The 19,284-nt window shown below is 67.3% G+C and carries 15 protein-coding genes; 6 read left to right on the plus strand and 9 right to left on the minus strand.

Annotated elements, in window-relative coordinates; all coding sequences use genetic code 11:
• The first annotated feature begins 42 nt into the window (after positions 1-42).
• The 4 genes from ffh (at position 43) to CIK77_RS05860 (ending at position 6,364) form a co-directional block, all read left to right on the plus strand.
• Positions 43-1,605 (plus strand): signal recognition particle protein, encoded by a 1,563-nt coding sequence (gene ffh, locus CIK77_RS05845; RefSeq protein WP_087054706.1) that lies wholly within the window; start codon positions 43-45, stop codon positions 1,603-1,605.
• 282 nt (positions 1,606-1,887) lie between these two features.
• Positions 1,888-3,849 carry a glycosyl hydrolase gene (locus CIK77_RS05850; RefSeq protein WP_170934109.1) on the plus strand — a complete coding sequence of 654 codons (1,962 nt, stop codon included), beginning with the start codon at positions 1,888-1,890 and terminating at the stop codon, positions 3,847-3,849.
• Positions 3,850-3,907: 58 nt separating this feature from the next.
• Positions 3,908-5,215, plus strand: a complete 1,308-nt coding sequence (locus tag CIK77_RS05855; RefSeq protein ID WP_114347214.1) for an ISL3 family transposase — start codon at positions 3,908-3,910, stop codon at positions 5,213-5,215.
• 24 nt (positions 5,216-5,239) lie between these two features.
• Entirely contained in the window at positions 5,240-6,364 is a 1,125-nt protein-coding gene (locus CIK77_RS05860; RefSeq protein WP_087053599.1) for a sugar-binding domain-containing protein, read from the plus strand.
• Between the two features lie 156 nt (positions 6,365-6,520).
• On the opposite strand, the gene CIK77_RS05865 is transcribed toward CIK77_RS05860, so the two are convergent.
• The 4 genes from CIK77_RS05865 to CIK77_RS05880 all read right to left on the minus strand — a co-directional run bounded on the left by CIK77_RS05865 (position 6,521) and on the right by CIK77_RS05880 (position 12,477).
• A complete protein-coding gene (locus tag CIK77_RS05865) occupies positions 6,521-8,206 on the minus strand; it encodes a glycerol-3-phosphate dehydrogenase/oxidase (RefSeq protein ID WP_087053600.1) in 1,686 nt (561 codons plus the stop codon).
• Positions 8,207-8,372: 166 nt separating this feature from the next.
• The gene (gene glpK / locus CIK77_RS05870) at positions 8,373-9,887 is read right to left on the minus strand and encodes a glycerol kinase GlpK (protein WP_087053601.1); all 1,515 of its coding nucleotides are present in this window, start codon (positions 9,885-9,887) and stop codon (positions 8,373-8,375) included.
• A 36-nt stretch (positions 9,888-9,923) separates the two neighbouring features.
• On the minus strand, positions 9,924-10,679 hold the full coding sequence (locus CIK77_RS05875) for an MIP/aquaporin family protein (RefSeq protein ID WP_087053602.1): 756 nt from the start codon (positions 10,677-10,679) through the stop codon (positions 9,924-9,926).
• Between the two features lie 103 nt (positions 10,680-10,782).
• Positions 10,783-12,477 carry a glycerol-3-phosphate dehydrogenase/oxidase gene (locus tag CIK77_RS05880; RefSeq protein WP_087053603.1) on the minus strand — a complete coding sequence of 565 codons (1,695 nt, stop codon included), beginning with the start codon at positions 12,475-12,477 and terminating at the stop codon, positions 10,783-10,785.
• Positions 12,478-12,604: 127 nt separating this feature from the next.
• Here CIK77_RS05880 and CIK77_RS05885 point away from each other — a divergent pair, with 127 nt between their 5' ends.
• Positions 12,605-13,576 carry a sugar-binding transcriptional regulator gene (locus CIK77_RS05885; RefSeq protein ID WP_087053604.1) on the plus strand — a complete coding sequence of 324 codons (972 nt, stop codon included), beginning with the start codon at positions 12,605-12,607 and terminating at the stop codon, positions 13,574-13,576.
• Between the two features lie 9 nt (positions 13,577-13,585).
• Here CIK77_RS05885 and CIK77_RS05890 read toward each other — a convergent pair whose 3' ends face one another.
• The 5 genes from CIK77_RS05890 to CIK77_RS05910 are packed head-to-tail and all read right to left on the minus strand — an operon-like array spanning position 13,586 to position 18,516.
• Positions 13,586-14,506, minus strand: a complete 921-nt coding sequence (locus CIK77_RS05890; protein WP_087053605.1) for a siderophore-interacting protein — start codon at positions 14,504-14,506, stop codon at positions 13,586-13,588.
• On the minus strand, positions 14,503-15,381 hold the full coding sequence (locus CIK77_RS05895; RefSeq protein WP_087053606.1) for an ABC transporter ATP-binding protein: 879 nt from the start codon (positions 15,379-15,381) through the stop codon (positions 14,503-14,505). Before CIK77_RS05895 ends, CIK77_RS05890 begins: the two co-directional genes overlap by 4 nt.
• Complete coding sequence (locus CIK77_RS05900) at positions 15,378-16,445, minus strand: FecCD family ABC transporter permease (protein WP_087053607.1); 1,068 nt, start codon at positions 16,443-16,445, stop codon at positions 15,378-15,380. Before CIK77_RS05900 ends, CIK77_RS05895 begins: the two co-directional genes overlap by 4 nt.
• Positions 16,445-17,500: a FecCD family ABC transporter permease gene (locus tag CIK77_RS05905; RefSeq protein ID WP_212647420.1), complete on the minus strand. Its 1,056-nt coding sequence runs from the start codon at positions 17,498-17,500 to the stop codon at positions 16,445-16,447. The genes CIK77_RS05900 and CIK77_RS05905 overlap by 1 nt, the downstream gene beginning before the upstream one ends.
• Positions 17,497-18,516: an iron-siderophore ABC transporter substrate-binding protein gene (locus CIK77_RS05910; protein WP_087053689.1), complete on the minus strand. Its 1,020-nt coding sequence runs from the start codon at positions 18,514-18,516 to the stop codon at positions 17,497-17,499. Before CIK77_RS05910 ends, CIK77_RS05905 begins: the two co-directional genes overlap by 4 nt.
• Positions 18,517-18,854: 338 nt before the next feature.
• On the opposite strand from CIK77_RS05910, the gene rpsP reads away from it, so the two are divergent.
• Positions 18,855-19,280, plus strand: a complete 426-nt coding sequence (gene rpsP / locus CIK77_RS05915) for a 30S ribosomal protein S16 (RefSeq protein WP_087053608.1) — start codon at positions 18,855-18,857, stop codon at positions 19,278-19,280.
• Positions 19,281-19,284 lie beyond the last annotated feature (4 nt).

The following is a 19,284-nucleotide window of genomic DNA, read 5'->3' on the forward strand; positions in this document are numbered from 1 at the left end:
ACGCGAAGCGTTCGGCCAGCGCACGTTAGAATCGGAGGCACCATGGCTACCTTTGGCACGCTCTCCGACCGACTGACAGAGACCTTCCGCAATCTGCGCACGAAGGGAAAGCTGTCGGCGGCCGACATCGACGGCACCGTCCGCGAGATCCGGCGCGCCCTGCTCGACGCCGACGTCGCGCTCGAAGTGGTGAAGGCGTTCACCGCCAAGGTGCGCGAGCGCGCCCTCGGCGACGAGGTCAACCGCGCGCTGAACCCGGCGCAGCAGGTGGTGCAGATCGTCAACGAGGAGCTGGTGGCGATCCTCGGCGGCGAGCAGCGGCGACTGCAGTTCGCGAAGACGCCGCCGACCGTGATCATGCTCGCGGGTCTTCAGGGCTCGGGCAAGACCACGTTCGCCGGCAAGCTCGCCAAACAGCTGCAGAAGGAGGGTCACACGCCGCTTCTGGTCGCCGCCGACCTGCAGCGGCCGAACGCCGTGAACCAGCTCGAGGTCGTGGCCGAGCGCGCCGGTGCCGCCGTCTACGCACCGTTCCCGGGCAACGGCGTCGGCGATCCGGTGAAGGCCTCCCGCGACGGCGTCGAGCACGCCAAGCGCCAGCAGCACGACGTGGTCATCATCGACACGGCCGGCCGTCTCGGTGTCGACGAAGAGCTGATGAAGCAGGCCGGCGACATTCGGAAGAAGACGCAGCCGGATGAGGTGCTGTTCGTCATCGACGCGATGATCGGTCAGGACGCGGTCAACACGGCGCGTGCGTTCCAGGAGGGCGTCGACTTCACGGGTGTCGTGCTGTCGAAGCTCGACGGTGACGCGCGAGGCGGTGCGGCGCTGTCGGTGGCCTCGGTCACGGGGCGTCCGATCATCTACGCGTCGACGGGCGAGAACCTCGAAGACCTCGAGGCGTTCCACCCTGATCGCATGGCGAGTCGCATCCTCGACCTCGGCGACGTGCTCACCCTCATCGAGCAGGCTCAGGAGGCCTTCGATGAGGAGGAGGCCCAGAAGGTCGCCGAGAAGCTCGCTAAGGAGGCCTTCACCCTCGACGACTTCCTGCAGCAGATGCAGCAGATGAAGAAGATGGGGTCGATGAAGAAGATGCTCGGCATGATGCCGGGCATGGGCGGGATGAAGGAGCAGCTCGAGAACTTCGACGAGCGCGAGATCGACCGCACTGAGGCGATCATCCGGTCGATGACCCCCTCGGAGCGCCACAACACGAAGATCCTGAACGGCTCGCGCCGTGCGCGCATCGCTCGAGGCTCCGGCATGACGGTCACCGACGTGAACTCGCTTGTGAACCGCTTCGAGCAGGCGGCCAAGATGATGAAGACCGTCGCTCGCGGCGGCACGCCGAACATGCCTGGTATGGGCGCGATGCCTCCGGGGATGGGCAAGCCGGGAGCCAGCGCGAAGCGCGGCAAGAAGGGCAAGAAGACCAAGGGCGGCTCACGCTCGGGCAACCCCGCCAAGCGCGCGGCGGAGAACGCCGGCCTGACCCACGAGCCGCAGGCTCCGACGGGCTCCGGCTTCGGCCTGGGCGCCCCGCAGGAGCCCAGCGAGAGCGACCTCGCCGAGATCCAGAAGCTGTTCGGCAAGAACTAGCTGGCGGGCCGGCCACGCGGTAAGCCGCTCAGATGCGGAAGAACGCCGCTTCCAGCGAAGGATGGCGGCACTTCTTCGAACCTGAGCGGCGACGGCAGGCGGCCAGTCACGCAAGGTCGTGCTCGTAGCTGCGCGTTCGCGTGGTAGCGTGCCCTCGTGTGATGAAACGATTCATTCGCGCTGGGGCTGACGCCGTACCGCGGCATGATTCGACTCTGCAGCCGTGCAACGGCACCTGCGGATCATCGCGCACGGAGGAACGGCTATCAACGGAGAATCGGCATGACACAGGCGTCATCGGCCCACAGCGGGTCGTCACGAAACAACCGCGGTCTGACGAGGAGGCAGCTCTTCGGGCTGTCGGCTGCTGGCGTTGCAGGCGCCATGCTCGTCGGCCCCCAGCAGGCTTCGGCGTTCGGCCCGGCTGCGCACGCCGCCAGCGGCGAGAAGGCGGCGTCAGGGGCGCTGGACGGGTTCACGACACCGGCCACGGCCACATCGCCGCGCTTCCGCTGGTGGTGGCCCAACGGCGAAGTCGAGCTCGAGCAGATCGCGCGTGAGGTCCAACAGGCGGCGGACAACGGCTTCCACGGGCTGGAGATCGCCAATGTGCACCACAGCGTTGCGGGGGATCTGCTCGACGTCGAGAACTTCGGCTGGGGCGGCGCCCACTGGGTGGCGGCGGTCGAGACGGCGCTCGAAGCGGGCAAGCGTCACAACGTCGAGATCGACATCACTCTCGGGCCGTCCTGGCCTGCGGCGATTCCCGGGATCACACCGCAGAGCGAGGCCGCACTTGTCGAGCTCGCGCACGGCGCCGTCGATCTGGCGTCGGGGGAGCGATTCTCCGGTGCGCTGCCTGAGCCCGAGACCGAAGCGCATCCGGGAGTCGAGGGCCGCACGCTGGTTCGGCTGCAGGCCGCTCGCGTCATCGAACGGCCGGAACGCAACGGCATCATGCTCGAGCACGCGTCCTTGGTCGACCTGACAGAACGAGTCGTCGACGAGTCCGTCGAGTGGACCGCGCCCGACGACGGCTACGAATGGACGATGATCGCGTACTGGCAGCGCGGGCTCGGGCAGCGGGCCGAGGCCGGTCCGCACACGAGTCCGGAGTCCTACGTCATCGACCACTTCTCGATGGCGGGCGCGCAGGCGCTGATCGACTTCTGGGAAGAGAACATCCTCACCCCTCGCATCGACCAGCTGCTGCGGGAGACCGGGGGAACGTTCTTCGAGGACTCCCTCGAGGTCGAGACGGATTCGACGATCTGGGCCCGCGAGGCGCAGGAGGAGTTCCGCAAGAGGATCGGGTATTCGCTCACGCCCTTCCTCGCGGGCATTCTCGAGATCGGGGAGAAGTACGTCTATCAGTTCTCGGATGAGAAGGTCTCGCGCATCCGCGACGACTACAACCAGGTGCTGAGCGATCTCTACTCGGACTACCACCTCGTGCCCCTGCGCGACTGGTCGCACAGTCACGGCGTGCAGTATCGCGTGCAGGCCTACGGCTTGGAGCAGGACTCACTCGATCAGGCCGGTATCGTCGACATTCCGGAGACGGAGTCGCTCGGGGCGAAGAACCTCGACGACTATCGCCTTCTTGCGAGCGGCCGCGACATCGGGGGCCGTAAGATCCTGTCGAGCGAAACCGCGGCGTACCTGGGCAAGTCGTACGCCGTCACCTGGAACGAGGTGCTCAACACGATCGGTGAGACCTTCGTCGGCGGGGTCAACCAGACGGTGCTGCACGGCTTCTCGTACAAGGATGCGCCCGGTGCGGAGTGGCCAGGCTTCGCCGCCTTCACCCCCTATGCGGGCGGAACCTCCGTCGGCTACTCGGAGGCGTGGGGTCCGCGCATGCCCTCGTGGGGGCACATCGGGTCGGCCGCCGAGTACCTCGCGCGCACGCAGTGGGTGCTGCAGCAGGGAGTGCCGCAGTACGACGTCGCCTACTTCCGGCAGAAGGGGTGGGCGCAGACGGGGATCGGCGCCCCATGGGGCACGAGTTCCGGCATCCCGACCGGATGGACGCACGGCTTCCTCAACGGGACGAGCCTGTTCAAGGAGCGGTCGGTGCTCGATGGCGGCGTCTTCGCCCCGGACGGCGGCGCGTACCGGGCGTTCGTCGTCGACCATGATCGCTTCCGCGGCAACGAGGCGACGATGTCGCTCGACGCCGCGCGCAAACTGGCTCTTCTCGAACGAGGGTGTAGTCCGTTGAGCGCGTCGCTGTCCGTGTAGGAGTCGAGGTCTCCCTGAAGATGGAAGTTCCTACACTGCCCACCCGGAAGACCTCGACATGTCCCACCCTACTTTTGATGCGCCCTGCCTGACCACGTTCTGCCGCCTCGACGAGCTCGGTCTCCAAGCCGTCGGACAACACCTGGAACCCGACCGAGCGATGCTCCAATGCCGAGTCGTTGAACCAGACCAGTGGTGCCAGCACTGCGGATGTGAGGGGACGCCACGGGACACGGTGGTGCGCAGGCTCGCGCACGAACCCTTCGGACACCGACCCACGACGCTGCTGATCCGCGTGCGTCGTTACAAGTGCTCAGGATGCGGCCGGGTGTGGCGCCAGGACACGACCGCAGCGGCGCCGCCGCGGGCGAAGATCTCCCGCGGCGGTCTGCGATGGGGACTGGAAGGACTCGTGGTGGACCATCTGTCCATCTCCCGCGTCGCGGCAGGACTGGCCGTGTCATGGTCGGCCGCGAACGACGCGATCCTCGCTGAAGGCACACGACAACTGATCGATGACCCCCACCGCTTCGACGGTGTCACCACGATCGGTGTCGACGAGCACGTGTGGCGCCACACGAAGCGTGGCGACAAGTACGTGACCGTGATCATCGATCTGACCCCGGTGCGTGAGAAGACCGGACCTGCCCGGCTGCTGGACATGGTCGAAGGCCGCTCCAAAGCAGTCTTCAAGCGGTGGCTGGCTGCACGCCCGCAGCAGTGGCAGAACGGGATCGAGGTCGTTGCGATGGACGGATTCACTGGGTTCAAGACCGCCGCCGCCGAAGAGCTTCCCGACGCTGCTCCGATCATGGATCCATTCCATGTGATCCGGCTTACCGGGGACGCGCTGGAGAACTGTCGGCGCCGTGTTCAGCGCGATGTGTTCGGTCGTCGGGGTAGGACTGGTGATCCGCTCTACCGGGTCCGCCGGACTCTGCTGACAGGAGCGGGTCTTCTCACCGAGAGGCAGCATGCGCGACTCGAGGAGGTGTTCGCCGACCAGCGCCATGTCGAGGTTGAAGCGACCTGGGGTGTGTATCAGGACATGATCACCGCGTATCGGGAGACGGACCGCGGGCTGGGGAGGTTCTTCCTGCAGCACACGATCGACCGGATCTCCACGGGGGTGCCCGTGCAGCTGGTCGAGGTCCGCAAGCTCGCTCGTACGCTCAAGCAACGAGCCGCTGACGTCCTCGGCTATTTCGATCGGCCCGGGACCAGCAACGGCCCGACGGAGGCGATCAATGGCCGACTCGAGCATCTGCGCGGGATCGCGCTTGGGTTCCGGAACCTGAGGCACTACATCGACAGGAGTCTGCTCGAAGCCGGCGGTTTCAGACCTCGACTACACCCTCGTTCGTGAAGAGCCCGCAAACTGCTCGAACTCGTGCAGGCCGGTCTGCCGGTGGTCTTCCTCGGGGACTGGAGCGCACCGGAAGCGATCGGCAGGCAGCCGGACAACATCGACATCGTCGTGCAGCAGCTGGTCGAGCACATGCTCGAGTTCCCGAACGTGCGCACCGCGGCAGCGAACGAGGAGATCGGCGAACGACTCTCGGAGCTCGGCATCAGGCCGCGCGTCAGTCATGCTGCGTCCTATCTGAAGCACGTGCACAGGGTCGGGTCAGACATCGAGTACTTCTACATCGCGAACGTGCGGCACAATCCGCCCAAGGAACCGGCGATGAGTCTCGATCAGGACGTCCGCCTGACCAGGACACGTCCTGATGATGTGCCCTACGTCCTCGATGCGTGGAACGGACGCGTCGAGCGACTCGCGGTGTACACCGAGAGCGGGCGGGACGTGACGGTGCGCGTGCGCCTTGAGCCTGGGCAGTCGACGATCATCGCGTTCGCACCCGACGGCTGGGCCGGAACGGCCTCGCCGACTGCCGTCATCGCGTCGACGTCGGTGCTCGGCGCCAGCCTGGGCAAGCGCGGCGAGGTGTATGTGCACGCCGAAGATGCAGGCGCGCTCGAGGTCGCGCTCGCCGGCGGGCGCACGGCGCAGGTGGAAGTCCCTGCGGCGCCCGCGCCGATCGAGATCCGCGACTGGAACGTCACAGTGGAGGACTGGAAGCCGGGCGCCGGTCGACTCGAGACGGTGAAGGAGCGGCACGCCCTGTCGCTCGACGGGCTCGTGCCGTGGAGTCAGATCGCCGAGGTGGCGGATGCATCGGGCATCGGCACGTATGACGGCCAGTTCCACATGGGCCGCGAGTGGCGCAAGAAGTTCACGGGCGTGACGCTGTCGCTCGGCGAGGTGAACGACACGTTCTCAGTGTGGGTGAACGGCACCTTCGTCGAGACGCGCGACTTGACGGACACGACGCTCGACATCAGCGATCACGTGCACGGAGGACGCAACACCGTCAAGGTCGAGGTGGCGACGCCGCTGAATAATCGCATGCGCACGGTCAACGCCGACGTGTACGGAGGAATGAAGAAGCAGGACTACGGCCTGCTCGGTCCCGTCGTCGTGAGCGCCTACGGACGGGCGAAGGTGGCGTAGCGACGGAGCGCGAGAACGCCCCCGGCGCCGAGAAGGAGTCGGGGGCGTTCCGCGTCGCGCGGAAGTCAGGTGCGTCGAGTTCAGGTGCGGCGAATCGACGCGACACGGCGCTGAGGAGCCGATCTCCAGCACCCGAGCGGTGGCGGAGGGGAGCTCTCAGGCGCGCAGCGCGGGGGCGTCGACGGCGACCTCGTGCTCGTCGCGGAGGATGGCGACCGTGGCTGCCAGCTCCTCGGCACGGCGCGGCTCGCTCCATCCGGATGCCTTCGCCAGGGCATCGGCCACCGTGCGGAGCGTGTCGATGTCGGCGCGGCCGGTGAAGGCGAGCGAGGTGCGGCGCAGGATGACATCGGCGAGGTGCACGACGTGCTCGTCGCGCACCATCCATTCCAGTTCACGGGTGGAGAGCTCGCCGTCGAGGATGAGCTCGTCGTCCCCGGACTGCAGATGCTCCCACACCTGCGCGGCCCGTGTGCCGTACCGCTCGAACAGCAGTCGGGTGCGCGCGTCGTCGCCGCCCAGCTTCTCGCGCAGCCACACCGAGACGTCTCCCGGAGTCGTGGGATAGTCGCGCCCGCCGCCGATCGTCAGGCCCCGCGTGCCGACCGTGCGCGGGGCCTTCAGCAGATAGAGCACCTTGTCGGTGAGGGTCTCGCCGAGTGCGCGGAACGTGGTCCACTTGCCGCCGACCACACTGATGACGGGGGTGCCGTCCAGCTCGGTCGCGGCGAGGTGGTAGTCGCGGGAGATCTGGCCGGTGTTCGAAGAATCGCTGCGGGGGAGCGGCCGGATGCCGCTGAACCTGTACACGATCTGCTCGCGCGAGACGGCGATGTCCGGGTAGACCTCGGAGATCAGATCGAGGAAGTAGTCGACTTCGCTCTCGGTGCACCGGATGGGCAGGCTCGGATCCGCAGGGATGTCGGTCGTGCCGACCATCGCCCTTCCCTTGATCGGGTAGATCAGCACGACCCTGCCGTCCTTGTGCTCGAAGAAGATCTCACGGCCACCCGTCGCCGCGACGAGCTCCGGGTTGTCGAGCACGATGTGCGAGCCCTTCGTGCCGCCCATATACGCGGTGGCGCTGCCGAGTGCCTCGTTCGTGAGGTCCGTCCACGGGCCGGACGCATTGACCACGACGTCCGCAGCGATGTCGAACTCCTCGTTCGTGACGTTGTCGCGCAGTGTGACGCCGTTGCCGTTCCGGCCGACCGCCTCGACGTAGTTGACGGCCCGTCCGCCTGCCCGCACACCGTCGCCGAGCACGTCGAGCGCGAGGCGCTCCGGGTCGTGCATGGACGCGTCGAAGTACGTGGCCGTGTACTTGACGCCCTTGTTCAGCCGGGGCAGCTGCTCCAAGGTTCGCTTGCGCCCGTGGAAGCGGTGCCACGGCGTCGAACGGCCGGCGGTGGCGAACAGGTCGTACATCACCAGGCCCGCCTTGATGATCAGCGCACCGCGCTCAGCGGGCTTCCCCTGACGCTGGAACAGGAACTTCATCGGGGCATTGAGCAGACCGGAGAAGAACGAGTACATCGGGATGGTCGTCTTCAGCGGCTTGACGTAGTGGGGAGCGGTGGTGAGCAGATCGTTGCGCTCGCGCACCGACTCCTGCACGAGCCGGAACTCGCCGTTCTCGAGGTACCGGATGCCGCCGTGCACCATGTGACTGGACGCACTGGTGGCGCCGGACGCGAAGTCGCCGCGCTCGACGAGCACGACGTCGATGCCCTGCAGGGCGAGATCTCGGAACGTCGCGATGCCGTTGATGCCGCCGCCGATGATGAGCACCTGCGAGCGGCCCCGCTTGCGCACATCGGTGACGTTCTGGCGCTCCGTCATAGGTTTGACCCTTCGTCGTGCGGCGGTCTCGGCTGTCCCCTCCCATCATGGACTCGACAGCGGGGGAGCGGGCTCTGAAACGCCTCGAGCTCGTTTCGACTCGATCACGACGAGGGGAACGCAACCCGATCAGGATCAGTTCCCCTCGTCGTGTCAGCGAAGGTGCTCACCTCACGTCGTCGTCGACCCAGTCCATCGACTTGGTGACGGCCTTGCGCCAGTTGCGCAGCTGACGGTCGCGCTCGGCATCCTCCATTGAAGGCTCCCAACGCTCGTCCTCCTGCCAGTTGGCGGCTACCTCGTCGAGGTCTGCCCAGAAGCCGATGGCGAGACCTGCCGCGTACGCCGCTCCCAGCGCCGTCGTCTCGGCGACGACTGGCCGCACCACCGGCACACCGAGCACGTCAGCCTGGAACTGCATGAGCGTATCGTTGGCCACCATTCCGCCGTCGACGCGCAACTCGCTGAGGTCGACGCCCGCGTCGGCGTTCACCGCGTCGAGCACGTCGCGTGTCTGGAAGGCGACGGCTTCGAGTGCCGCGCGAGCGATGTGGTTCCGGTTCGAGAAGCGCGTGAGTCCGACGAGCGCGCCGCGCGCGTCGGGGCGCCAGTACGGCGCGAACAGGCCCGAGAATGCTGGAACGAAGTACACGCCGCCGTTGTCGTCTACCTGCTTTGCCAACTCTTCGATCTCGGGCGCCGAAGCGATCATGCCGAGCTGGTCGCGCAGCCACTGGATCAGGGATCCGGTCACCGCAATCGAGCCCTCGAGTGCGTACTGCGTCGGCTGGTCGCCGAGCTTGTAGCAGGGGGTCGTCAACAGGCCATTCTGCGAGCGGACGATCTCCTCACCCGTGTTGAAGATGAGGAAGTTGCCCGTGCCGTACGTGTTCTTGCTCTCACCCTTGTAGAACGCGGCCTGACCGAACGTAGCTGCCTGCTGGTCGCCGAGGATCCCCGAGATCGGGGTCTCGCGCAGCAATGAGGAGTCCTCCGCGTAGCCGTAGATCTCGGAGGAGGAGCGGATCTCAGGCATCATCGAGCGCGGCACGTCGAACTCGCGCAGGATGTCATCCCGCCACTCAAGGGTCTCGAGGTCCATGAAGAGAGTACGGGAGGCGTTCGTCACGTCGGTGACGTGCACGCCGCCGTCCACGCCGCCCGTGAGGTTCCACAGCACCCACGAGTCGGTTGTGCCGTACATCAGCTCACCCGCCTCGGCGCGCTCGCGCACGCCGTCGACGTTCTCGAGGATCCAGGCGATCTTGGTTCCTGCGAAGTACGTCGCGAGCGGCAGCCCGACGATGTCCTTGAAGCGCTCGACACCTTCGTCGCCGGCGATGCGCTCGACGATGGCCTGCGTGCGCGTGTCCTGCCACACGATGGCGTTGTGCACCGGCTCGCCGGTCTTGCGGTCCCACACCACGGTGGTCTCACGCTGGTTCGTGATGCCGATGGCCTCGATGTGGTGGCGCGTCAGGTCGGCGCGACTGAGTGCAAGGCCGATGACCTCCTGCACGTTGCGCCAGATCTCGACGGCATCATGCTCGACCCAACCGGCGCGGGGGAGGATCTGATCGTGCTCCTTCTGTCCGGAGGAGACGATCGTTCCCCTCTTGTCGAAGATGATGGCGCGGCTCGAGGTCGTGCCCTGGTCGATAGCGAGGATGTAGTCGCCCATGAGTAGATTCTCCTTTGAATGCGATTGGTGACGGTATCAGGATGTGAGCCCGAGCAGAACCGGCGAAGCGATGCCGGCGATCGCGCCGCCGAGGACGGGACCGGCGATCGGGACCCACGAGTAAGCCCAGTCGCTGGATCCCTTGCGCGGAATCGGCAGGATCGCGTGTGCGATGCGCGGACCGAGGTCACGCGCCGGGTTGATCGCGTAACCGGTGGGACCGCCGAGTGAGAGGCCGATCGCGACGACCACCAGCGCGACGGGAAGCGCCGTCAGTGGCCCCAGAGCACCCGGAACGCCCACGTTGATGTCTCCGAAGTCAGCGAAGGCGAGGATGCTGAACACGAGCACGAACGTCGCGATGACCTCGGTGGCGAGGTTGAGGCCGTAAGACCGGATGGCCGGGCCGGTGGCGAACACGCCCAGCTTGTTCTCGGGATCCTCTTCGCCGTCGAAGTGCTTCTTGTACGAGACCCAGCACAGGACAGCGCCGAAGACGCCGCCGAGCACTTCGGCGATCGTGGCGATGAGGAACATCGCGGGAGTGATCGTGCCGGTGACGAGCAGGCCCACGCCGACGGCGGGGTTGAGGATCGAGCCGGAGTACGCCGACGCCAGTACGCCTACGAACACGGCGAGCCCCCAGCCCCACGCGATCGCGATGACGCCGCCCGCGAAGCCCTTGGTCTTCGCCAGCACGACATTGGCGACGACGCCGCAGCCGAGCAGGACCAGAAGGGAGGTGCCGACGAACTCCGAGAGGAAGTACAGCAGCGGATTCAGTTCATTCATGTCTTCATTGACCTCTCAGGGGCGTCGTTCACCGACGCACAGTTCTGTTGGGACTCCGCGGTGCATCGATGAATCCGATGCTCCTGACGCCGCGGCGCGTCGGTCATGCGGCGAGGAGCAGACCGTGCTCCTCGCCGAGGTTGTGGAGCACCGACTCCACCTCGTGGACACGCCGGGCGGCATCCCACGACAGAAGCGGTGCGAGATGGGTCGCGATCTCCTCGAGCGTTCGACGCTCCACGCGCCCCGTGAACGCCAGGCTCGTGCGCCGGTGCACGACGTCTTCGAGTCGCCGAACCTGCTCTTCTCGCACCATCCATGCGAGTTCCCGCGTTGACAGATCGCCGTGCGCGAGCGGCTCATCCTCATCGTCCTGAACGAAGCGCCAGACGTCGGCCGCACGGGTACCGTAGCGGGCGAGCAACAGCTCCGCGCGCTCGCCGGCGCCGGCGAGGTGCTCGCCCATCCATGCGGCCCTAGCCGCGTCGGTCGTGGGGAAATCGCGCCCACCGCCGATCGGAAGCTGTCGCGTGTCGGTGGTGCGCGGCGCGCCGATGAGTTCGAGTACGCGCGTCGAGAGGGACTCGCCGAGCGCGCGGAACGTCGTCCACTTGCCGCCGACGAGGCTCACGAACGGAACGCGTCGCGAGGAGTCGACCTCGATCCGGTAGTCGCGCGAGACGAACCCTGGCGCGGTGTCCTCGTGGCGCGGCAGGGGACGGATGCCCGAGAAGCGGAAGACGATCTGCGAGCGATCGATGTCGATCGTCGGGAAGACGTGCCGGATGAGGTCGAAGAAGTAGTCGACCTCTTCCTCGGTGCAGACGGCGTTCTCGCGCGGATCGGCGTCGATGTCGGTCGTCCCGACCAGCACGCGACCCTTGAGAGGATAGATCAGCACGATGCGGCCGTCCGAGTGCTCGAAGAAGATCTCGCGACCGCGCGTGGCCTCCAGCAGCTCCGGGTGATCGAGCACGATGTGTGATCCCTTGGTGCCGCCCATGAAGCGCGTCGGCGTGCCCAGCGCCTCGTTCGTGAGGTCGGTCCACGGTCCCGACGTGTTGACCACCGCGTCCGCGGCGATCTCGAAGGTCTTCCCGGTCTCGCGGTCGCGGATCCGCACGCCGTCGTTCGTCGCGCCGATCGCCTCTGCATAGTTGATCGCCTGGGCGCCTTCGTGGGCGTCGATGCCGTCGAGGAGGACGTCGAGCGCAAGGCGCTCGGGGTCGTGCATCGAAGCGTCGAAGTAGGTGGCTGTGTACGCGACGCGGTCGTCGAGTGCGGGAAGGTCCTCGCTCGCCTTCCGGCGGCGCAGGAACCGGTGACGAGGAACCGAGCCGCCGTCGCGCGAGAACAGGTCGTAGATCATGAGACCGAGCTTGATGAGCGCGGCGCCGCGCTCCTGTGGGCGACCCGACTTGTGGGTCAGGAAGCGCATCGGAGCGGAGAGGATCCCCGAGAACGTCGAGTAGATCGGGATGGTCGTCTCAAGCGGGCGCACGAAGTGCGGGGCCAGTCGGAGGAGCCTGTTGCGCTCCTGCACGGATTCCCGCACGAGGCGGAACTCGCCGTTCTCCAGGTAGCGGATGCCGCCGTGCACCATGTGGCTCGACGCAGCGGACGCGCCGGATGCGAAGTCACTCCGCTCGACGAGGACGACGTCGACGCCCTGCAGCGCGAGATCGCGGAAGGTCGAGATCCCGTTGATGCCGCCGCCGATCACGACGACCGATGTGCGCCCTGCCTCGCGCACGGCGCGGACGGAGGATCGTTCGGGGAGCGGGGCGGTGTCAGTCATGCGAGGCCTTTCTCGGGAAGCTCCGTATAGCCTTCTGCGGAGGAGCTTTGTACAGCTTTCTCGCTGTGGGCATAAATGGGCAAACTCCGTGCACGTATGTGCAGATCAGTTTCGGGATGGAGGCGTTATGGAGCGCGAACCGCATAATGCACGCGATCCGAGGATCGAAGCAGCGCTCACTGCCGCGCGTCTGTACTACCTGCAGGATCGGACCATGGAGGCGATCGCCCGCGAGATGAGGGTGTCGCGCTCATCCGTGTCGAGGCTGCTCAGCCAGGCGAGAGACGCGGGAATCGTGGACATCCAGATCAACTCGCCGCTCGCGCACGGCGGCGGCCTCGAGGCGCGGCTGCACGATCGCTTCGGCATTACGGCGCACGTCGTCCCGGTTCCTGTCAGGGCGAGTGAGGCCGACCGGCTCGACCGCGTCGCACGTACCGCGTCGCACGCCGTCGCGCAGTTCGTGGATTCGAACATGGTCGTCGGTGTGGCGTGGGGGTCGACGCTGAGCGTCGTGAGTCGGCACCTCCCGCAAAAGCCGACGCACAACACGATCGTCGTCCAGCTCAACGGCGCAGGAAACACCCAGACGACGGGCGTCGAGTACTCCAGCGAGATCCTCCAGCGATTCGGGACAGCCTTCGGCGCCGAGGTGCAGCAGTTCCCGGTGCCGGCGTTCTTCGACGATCCCGCGACCCGCACGGCGATGTGGCGAGAGCGGATGACGAAGCGGGTGCTGAATCTGCAGGCGCGGATGGATGTCGCCGTGTTCAGCGTCGGATCTCCCTCATCCGATGTTCCCAGCCACGTGTACGTGGGTGCGTACCTCGACCGCGACGACTACCGAAGCCTTGCTGAGGACCGCGCCGTCGGCGATGTCGCAACCGTGTTCTTCCGCGGGGACGGGACGTGGCGCGACATTCGCCTCAATGCCCGCTCGACGGGCCCCTCACTGGACCGACTCAGCAGGGTGCCGCGTCGTGTGTGCGTGGTGGCGGGGCAACACAAGCTCCAGAGCGTGCGCGCCGCCCTGGAAGCGGGCATCATCACCGACCTCGTGCTCGACGAGGCGCTCGCGGAGGCCCTGACATCGACGTGAGCGCCCTGGCTACTCGCCTTCGGCGCGGCCCAGGCGCCAGTAGCCCATGAATGCGACGGCGCGGCGGTCGACGCCGACGTCGCGGACAAGGTGCCTGCGCAGCTGCTTGATCGCGCTGGACTCGCCCGCGATCCATGCGTAGAGGGGTGCGCTCTTCAGGGCGGCACCTCCCTTGGCAGAGCGCGGCACCTCCCACAGCATGCCGGCGTCGATGTCGATCTCCTCGACGTCCGCGCCGCGCCCGTCGGGGCACAGCGCCTCTGCGTGTTCCGTGACGGCCCGGATGAGGTGCTCGTGGCGCTGGGCCCCATCGCGGGAACCGACGTGCACGCGGAAACCGGGATGAGCGGGAAGGTATGCGCGATCTGCGGCATCCGGAACTTCGAGCACCACGACGCCTCGCGCTGACGGCGGCAGCTGCTCGAGGATGACGGCGATGGCGGGGGCGGCGGTCTCGTCGCCCACGAGCAGGAACTGCTCGGTGCTGGCGGGCGGAACGAAATCCAGCCCGAGGTTCGCGCCGTTGTGATGGATGGTCGGCGCGGCGATGAGCACCTCGTCGCCGACGGTGGCGTCGCGGATCCAAGCGGAGGCGGGGCCGGAGACCTCGTGGGCGACCATGTCGATGTCGATCTCGTGCACGTCGTTCCGCACCGCCCTGGTCGTATAGGTGCGGAACGGATGCCGTTCGTCCGGATGCTGCTCGCGCCACTGGGCGTACCAGTCGTCGCCGGTGGGCATCGCGTCGAGCGGAACCCCGGGGCGGGGGAAGACGACCTTGATGCGCTGGTCGTATCCGGGATCGCCGTATTCATCGAGGTCGGCGCCGGTGAACGTGAATCGGCGGAAGCTCGGTGTGATGTCGGTGATGCGCGAGACCTCCGCGCGGAAGATCCGCATCGGACGGGTGTCGGTTGCGGTGATGGTCATGTGGCGGCTCCTGCCGTGCGGTCGGTGCTCTCGGAGCGAGCGGGGTCGGGCGAGACAGTGTCCGTGTCGCCGTCGGACAGAGAATGATGGCGCCCGCGCGGTACGACCAGCGGGGTTCCGGAGACCGGGTCGGGGATGACCTCGGCGGTGAGACCGAACACCTCATCGATCAGCCCGGCCGTGACGACCTCGCTCGGGGCGCCGCCGGCGACCAGCCTGCCGTCGCACATCGCGAACAGATGGTCGGCGTAGCGGGCGGCCAAGTTGACGTCGTGCAGCACCATCGCGATCGTGGTGCCGCGCGTGCGATTCAGATCGGTGAGCAGATCGAGCACCTCGATCTGATGCGCGAGGTCGAGGAAGGTCGTCGGTTCGTCGAGAAGGAGCACGTCCGTGCCCTGGGCGAGCGCCATCGCGATCCACACCCGCTGGCGCTGACCGCCAGACAGTTCGTCCACGGGACGATTGGCGAGGTCAGCGGTGCCGGTGATCTCCAGCGCTTCGGTGACAGCGCTCTCGTCCGCCGCGGACCACGAGCGGAACAGCTTCTGGTGCGGATGGCGGCCGCGCCCGACGAGATCGGCGACGGCGATGCCCTCCGGCGCGATCGGCTGCTGCGGGAGCAGGCCGAGTGAGCGCGCGAGCTGCTTCGTGGGCATCCGGACGATGCTCTCGCCATCGAGCAGCACAGAACCCGACTGGGCGGGCAGCAACCGCGAGAGCGTGCGCAGCAGGGTGGACTTTCCGCAGGCGTTGGCCCCGACGATGACGCTGATTCCGCCGGGAGGGAGCTCCAGGTCGACGCCGTCGACGATGGTGACCTGTCCGTATCCGGCGTGCAGATCCTCCGCGGAGAGGGAGCGGACTTCGGTCATGATGAGCCTCCGAGCCTGCTGGTGCGGATGAGAAGGAAGAGCAGATAGGGCGCGCCGAGAATACCCGTGATCACACCGACGGGGAACTTCGTGCTGAAGGCGAACTGCCCGATCAGATCGGCGGCCAGCACCAAGCACGAGCCGACGAGCGCGGCCGGCACGACCAGGGAGGAGCCCGCCCCGACGATGCGCGCGGCGATGGGTCCCGCGAGGAAGGCGACGAACGCGATCGGACCGGTTGTGGCTGTGGCGAAGCACGCCAGTGCCACGGCCGACACGATGAGGAGCAGGCGCGTTCGGTCGACGCGCACGCCGAGGGCCGTCGCGGATGCGTCACCCATCTCAAGTGCGCGCAGATCCCGCGAGAGGAAGAGGACCAGGGGCATCAGCGCGGCCACGGCGATGGCCAGTGCTGGGATGTCCTCCATCCGGGAGCCGTTGAGGCTGCCCGTCAACCAGCGCATGGCGACGGCCACGTCCCACTCCGCCGCGCGCTGGATCAGATAGGACACGACGGCGTCCAGCATCGCGCCGATGCCGATGCCGATCAGGATGAGGCGCCCGCCGGTGGATTCGCCGCCGCGCGCCGCGAGGTAGATCGCGGCGGCCGTGGCGACGCCCATCAGCAGCGAGAGCGTCAGTGTGAGCGGCGCGGACAGATGCAGCACGACCAGCGACAGCACCGCGGCGACGCTCGCACCGGATGTGATGCCGATCACGTCGGGGCTGGCGAGGGGATTGCGCAGCAGGGTCTGGAACGTGGTGCCGGCGATGCCGAACGCGATGCCGGCCAGGACGCCCGTCAGCGCGCGGGGAATCCGCTGGCGCCCGACGGTGAAAGACGCACCAGGCACATCCTGTCCGGCGATGACGGCGATGATGTCGCTGAGCGGGTAGAACGTCTCGCCGACGAGCACCGTGGTGATCAGCAGGGCGACGAGCAGCGCTCCGAGCACGGAGACGCCGATCCATCGCCGCCGAGAGCGAGTGCGTCGGCCGAGGCGAAGGTCATCGAGCGGTGTCGGCGCTGTCGGCGCGATCCGGGTGTCGGTGGCGGCGGTCATCACAGAGCCCGCATCCGGGTGCGGCGGGCGATCATGACGAGCACGGGGGCGCCGATGAAGGCAGTGAGGATGCCGGCCTCCACCTCGCCGGGCGAACCGAGCACGCGTCCTGCGGTGTCGGCCACCGTGAGGAGCACGGCCCCGAGCGGCGCGGACAGCGGCAGGATCCACCGTTGGTCAGGACCGACGACGAGCCGGACGACATGGGGCACCATCAGTCCGACGAACGCGATCGGCCCGCACACGGCGGTGACGCCGGCGCACAGCGCCACGCCTGCGGCGGCAGCGATCGCCCTGGTGCGCCCGATGCGCACGCCGAGACCGACGGCGACCTCGTCGCCGAGAGCAAGCGCGTTGAGACCCGGAGCGAACACCAGCACGGTCACCGCCGCGACGACGAGAAGGGGGGTGACGACGCCGAGCGCCGTCCAATCGGCACCGCCGACCCCACCGACCTGCCAGAACCGGAACTCGTTCATCGCGGCGGTCCTTGGCAGCAGCACGGCGCTGACGAGCGACGACAGCGCCGCCGTCGTCGCCGCGCCCGCGAGCGCCAGTTTGATCGGTGTGGCACCGCCTGCGCCGATGGAACCGACGACGTAGACGAACGCCGCCGCGAGTGCACCGCCCACCAGCGCGAGGCCGAGGTAGGCGAAAAGCGTGGTCGCACCGAAGAAGGCGATCCCGCACACGACGAACAGTGCGGCGCCCGTGTTGACGCCGAGGATGCCGGGATCGGCGATCGGATTGCGGGTGATGGCCTGCATCACAGCGCCCGACAGGGCGAGAGCGGCGCCTGCGAGCAGCGCGAGCAGCGTGCGCGGGATGCGCTCCTGCACCGCGATCGCCCCGATTCCGGTGGTGGTCTCTCCGCGCATCCACGCGATCAGGCCGTCGACGATGTCGACGGGTTCGACGGCGCGTGAGCCGAAGGCCAGTGACGCCGCGGCTGCCGCGGCGACGGCGGCGACGCTCACCGCGACGAGAACGGCGCGCCGCGTCGCCGGTGCCGCCACGGGGGCGGAACCGGTCGGACGAGGCGGCGCCAGGGTCACTCGGCCTTCGACGCGGCGTCGTCCAGGAGGGAGACGTAGTCGTCGAGCATCCACGGGATCGACAGCGCGGTGGGTGTCACGGCGCCGCTGAATGCGTCACCGCTGCCGACGGCGACGACCGCGCCGTTCTGCACGGCCGGCACGGTGCTCCACAGCGGGTCGGACTGCAGCGCGTCCAGGAGCGTGTCGTCGCCGTATGCGACGATCACGTCGACGTCGGCGATCTGATCGGCGTTCTCTGCGGAGATGTCGGCGTAGAAGCTGCCGCTCTCGGTGGTCTCCACCGCGAGATCGGGGAAGTCGAAGCCCAGGTCGCCGAGGAACGCCGTCCGCGAGTCCTCCGTCGCATAGATCGACGCCGTCGAGAGGTCAGCCGGGGTCATATAGAAGAACGCCGCCTTCTTGCCTTCGAAGCTCGTCAGACCGCTCGTCGCGTCGGCGATCTGCTGGTCCAGGTCCTCGACCAGCTGTTCGCCTTCGTCTGCCTGTCCGAGCGCCTCGGCGTCGGTCAGGATGACATCGCGCCACGGCGTGTACCACGCCACTTCGGGGTACGCGACGGTGGGGGCGATCTCGGTGAGCGTGTCGTACTCCTCCTGAGTCAACCCGGAGTACGCCGCGAGGATCAGATCGGGCTGCGCATCCGCGATCGCGGTGAAGTCGACTCCGTCGGTCGTGTCGAAGACGACCGGATCGTCTGCACCGAGCTCTTCGTATCCGTCGAGCGACCAGTCGTACAAGCCGAGGCCGTCGTCGCTCGCCATGGACCACGTCTGGTCATCGACGCCGACGGGCGCGACGCCGAGCGCGAGTGCGACGTCCTGGTTGCCCCAGCCGACGGTCGCGACCCGCTCGACGCCATCCGGGATCTGGGTCGTGCCCAGCGCGTGCGTGATCTCGATGCCGCCGCTGTCGCCGACCGACGCCTCGGAGCCTTCTCCGTCGGTGGCGCACGAAGCGAGAAGCAGCGCTGACGCCGCGAGGGAAGTGACTGCCAGCAGATGGCGGGAACGCATGGGAAGACCTTTCGAGAGAGGGGAGAGCCCTCGGCGGTGAAGCGATGCGCGCAGCCGGATCGAGTCCATCGATCGAGACAAACGTGCTCAGGACAGGCTTACCTAATCTACGCCGCGATGCAACTCTGTGGAACCCGTGAATGCGGCCGCTCGGATACTGGGCGAACACGGAGGCGCGCCAATTAGCGGGAAGGGCGCTTTCTCTGGCAGAATGGAGGTTTGGAACGCGGGAACGACCCTCTATCCTTCCCGTGAACCTCCCTGAGAGCTTCCGCCGGCGTGCATCACCCCACGCGCGAGGCGATTGGTTCGTTCACTTCGAAAACCACAGGAGAAACGTGGCTGTCAAGATCCGTCTCAAGCGTCTGGGCAAGATCCGTGCGCCGTATTACCGCATCATCGTTGCCGACTCGCGCAAGAAGCGCGACGGTCGTGTGATCGAGGAGATCGGCAAGTACCACCCGACGCAGGAGCCCTCGTTCATCGAGGTCGACTCCGAGCGTGCACAGTACTGGCTCAGCGTCGGCGCCCAGCCGAGCGACCAGGTGCGCGCCATCCTCAAGCTGACCGGCGACTGGGGCACCTTCAAGGGCGAGAAGGACGCCAAGAACACGGTCAAGGTCGCCGGCGAGAAGGTCGACTTCGAGGTCGACTCGAACAAGAAGTCGGTCATCAAGCCGAAGGCCGAGAAGAAGGCTGAGGAGCCGGCAGCGGCTCCCGCCGAGGACGCCGCAGAGGCGCCCGCCGAAGAGACCGCAGAGTAACCGT

It is taken from the genome of Microbacterium sp. JB110 (assembly GCF_003335195.1).
GTDB lineage: Bacteria > Actinomycetota > Actinomycetes > Actinomycetales > Microbacteriaceae > Microbacterium.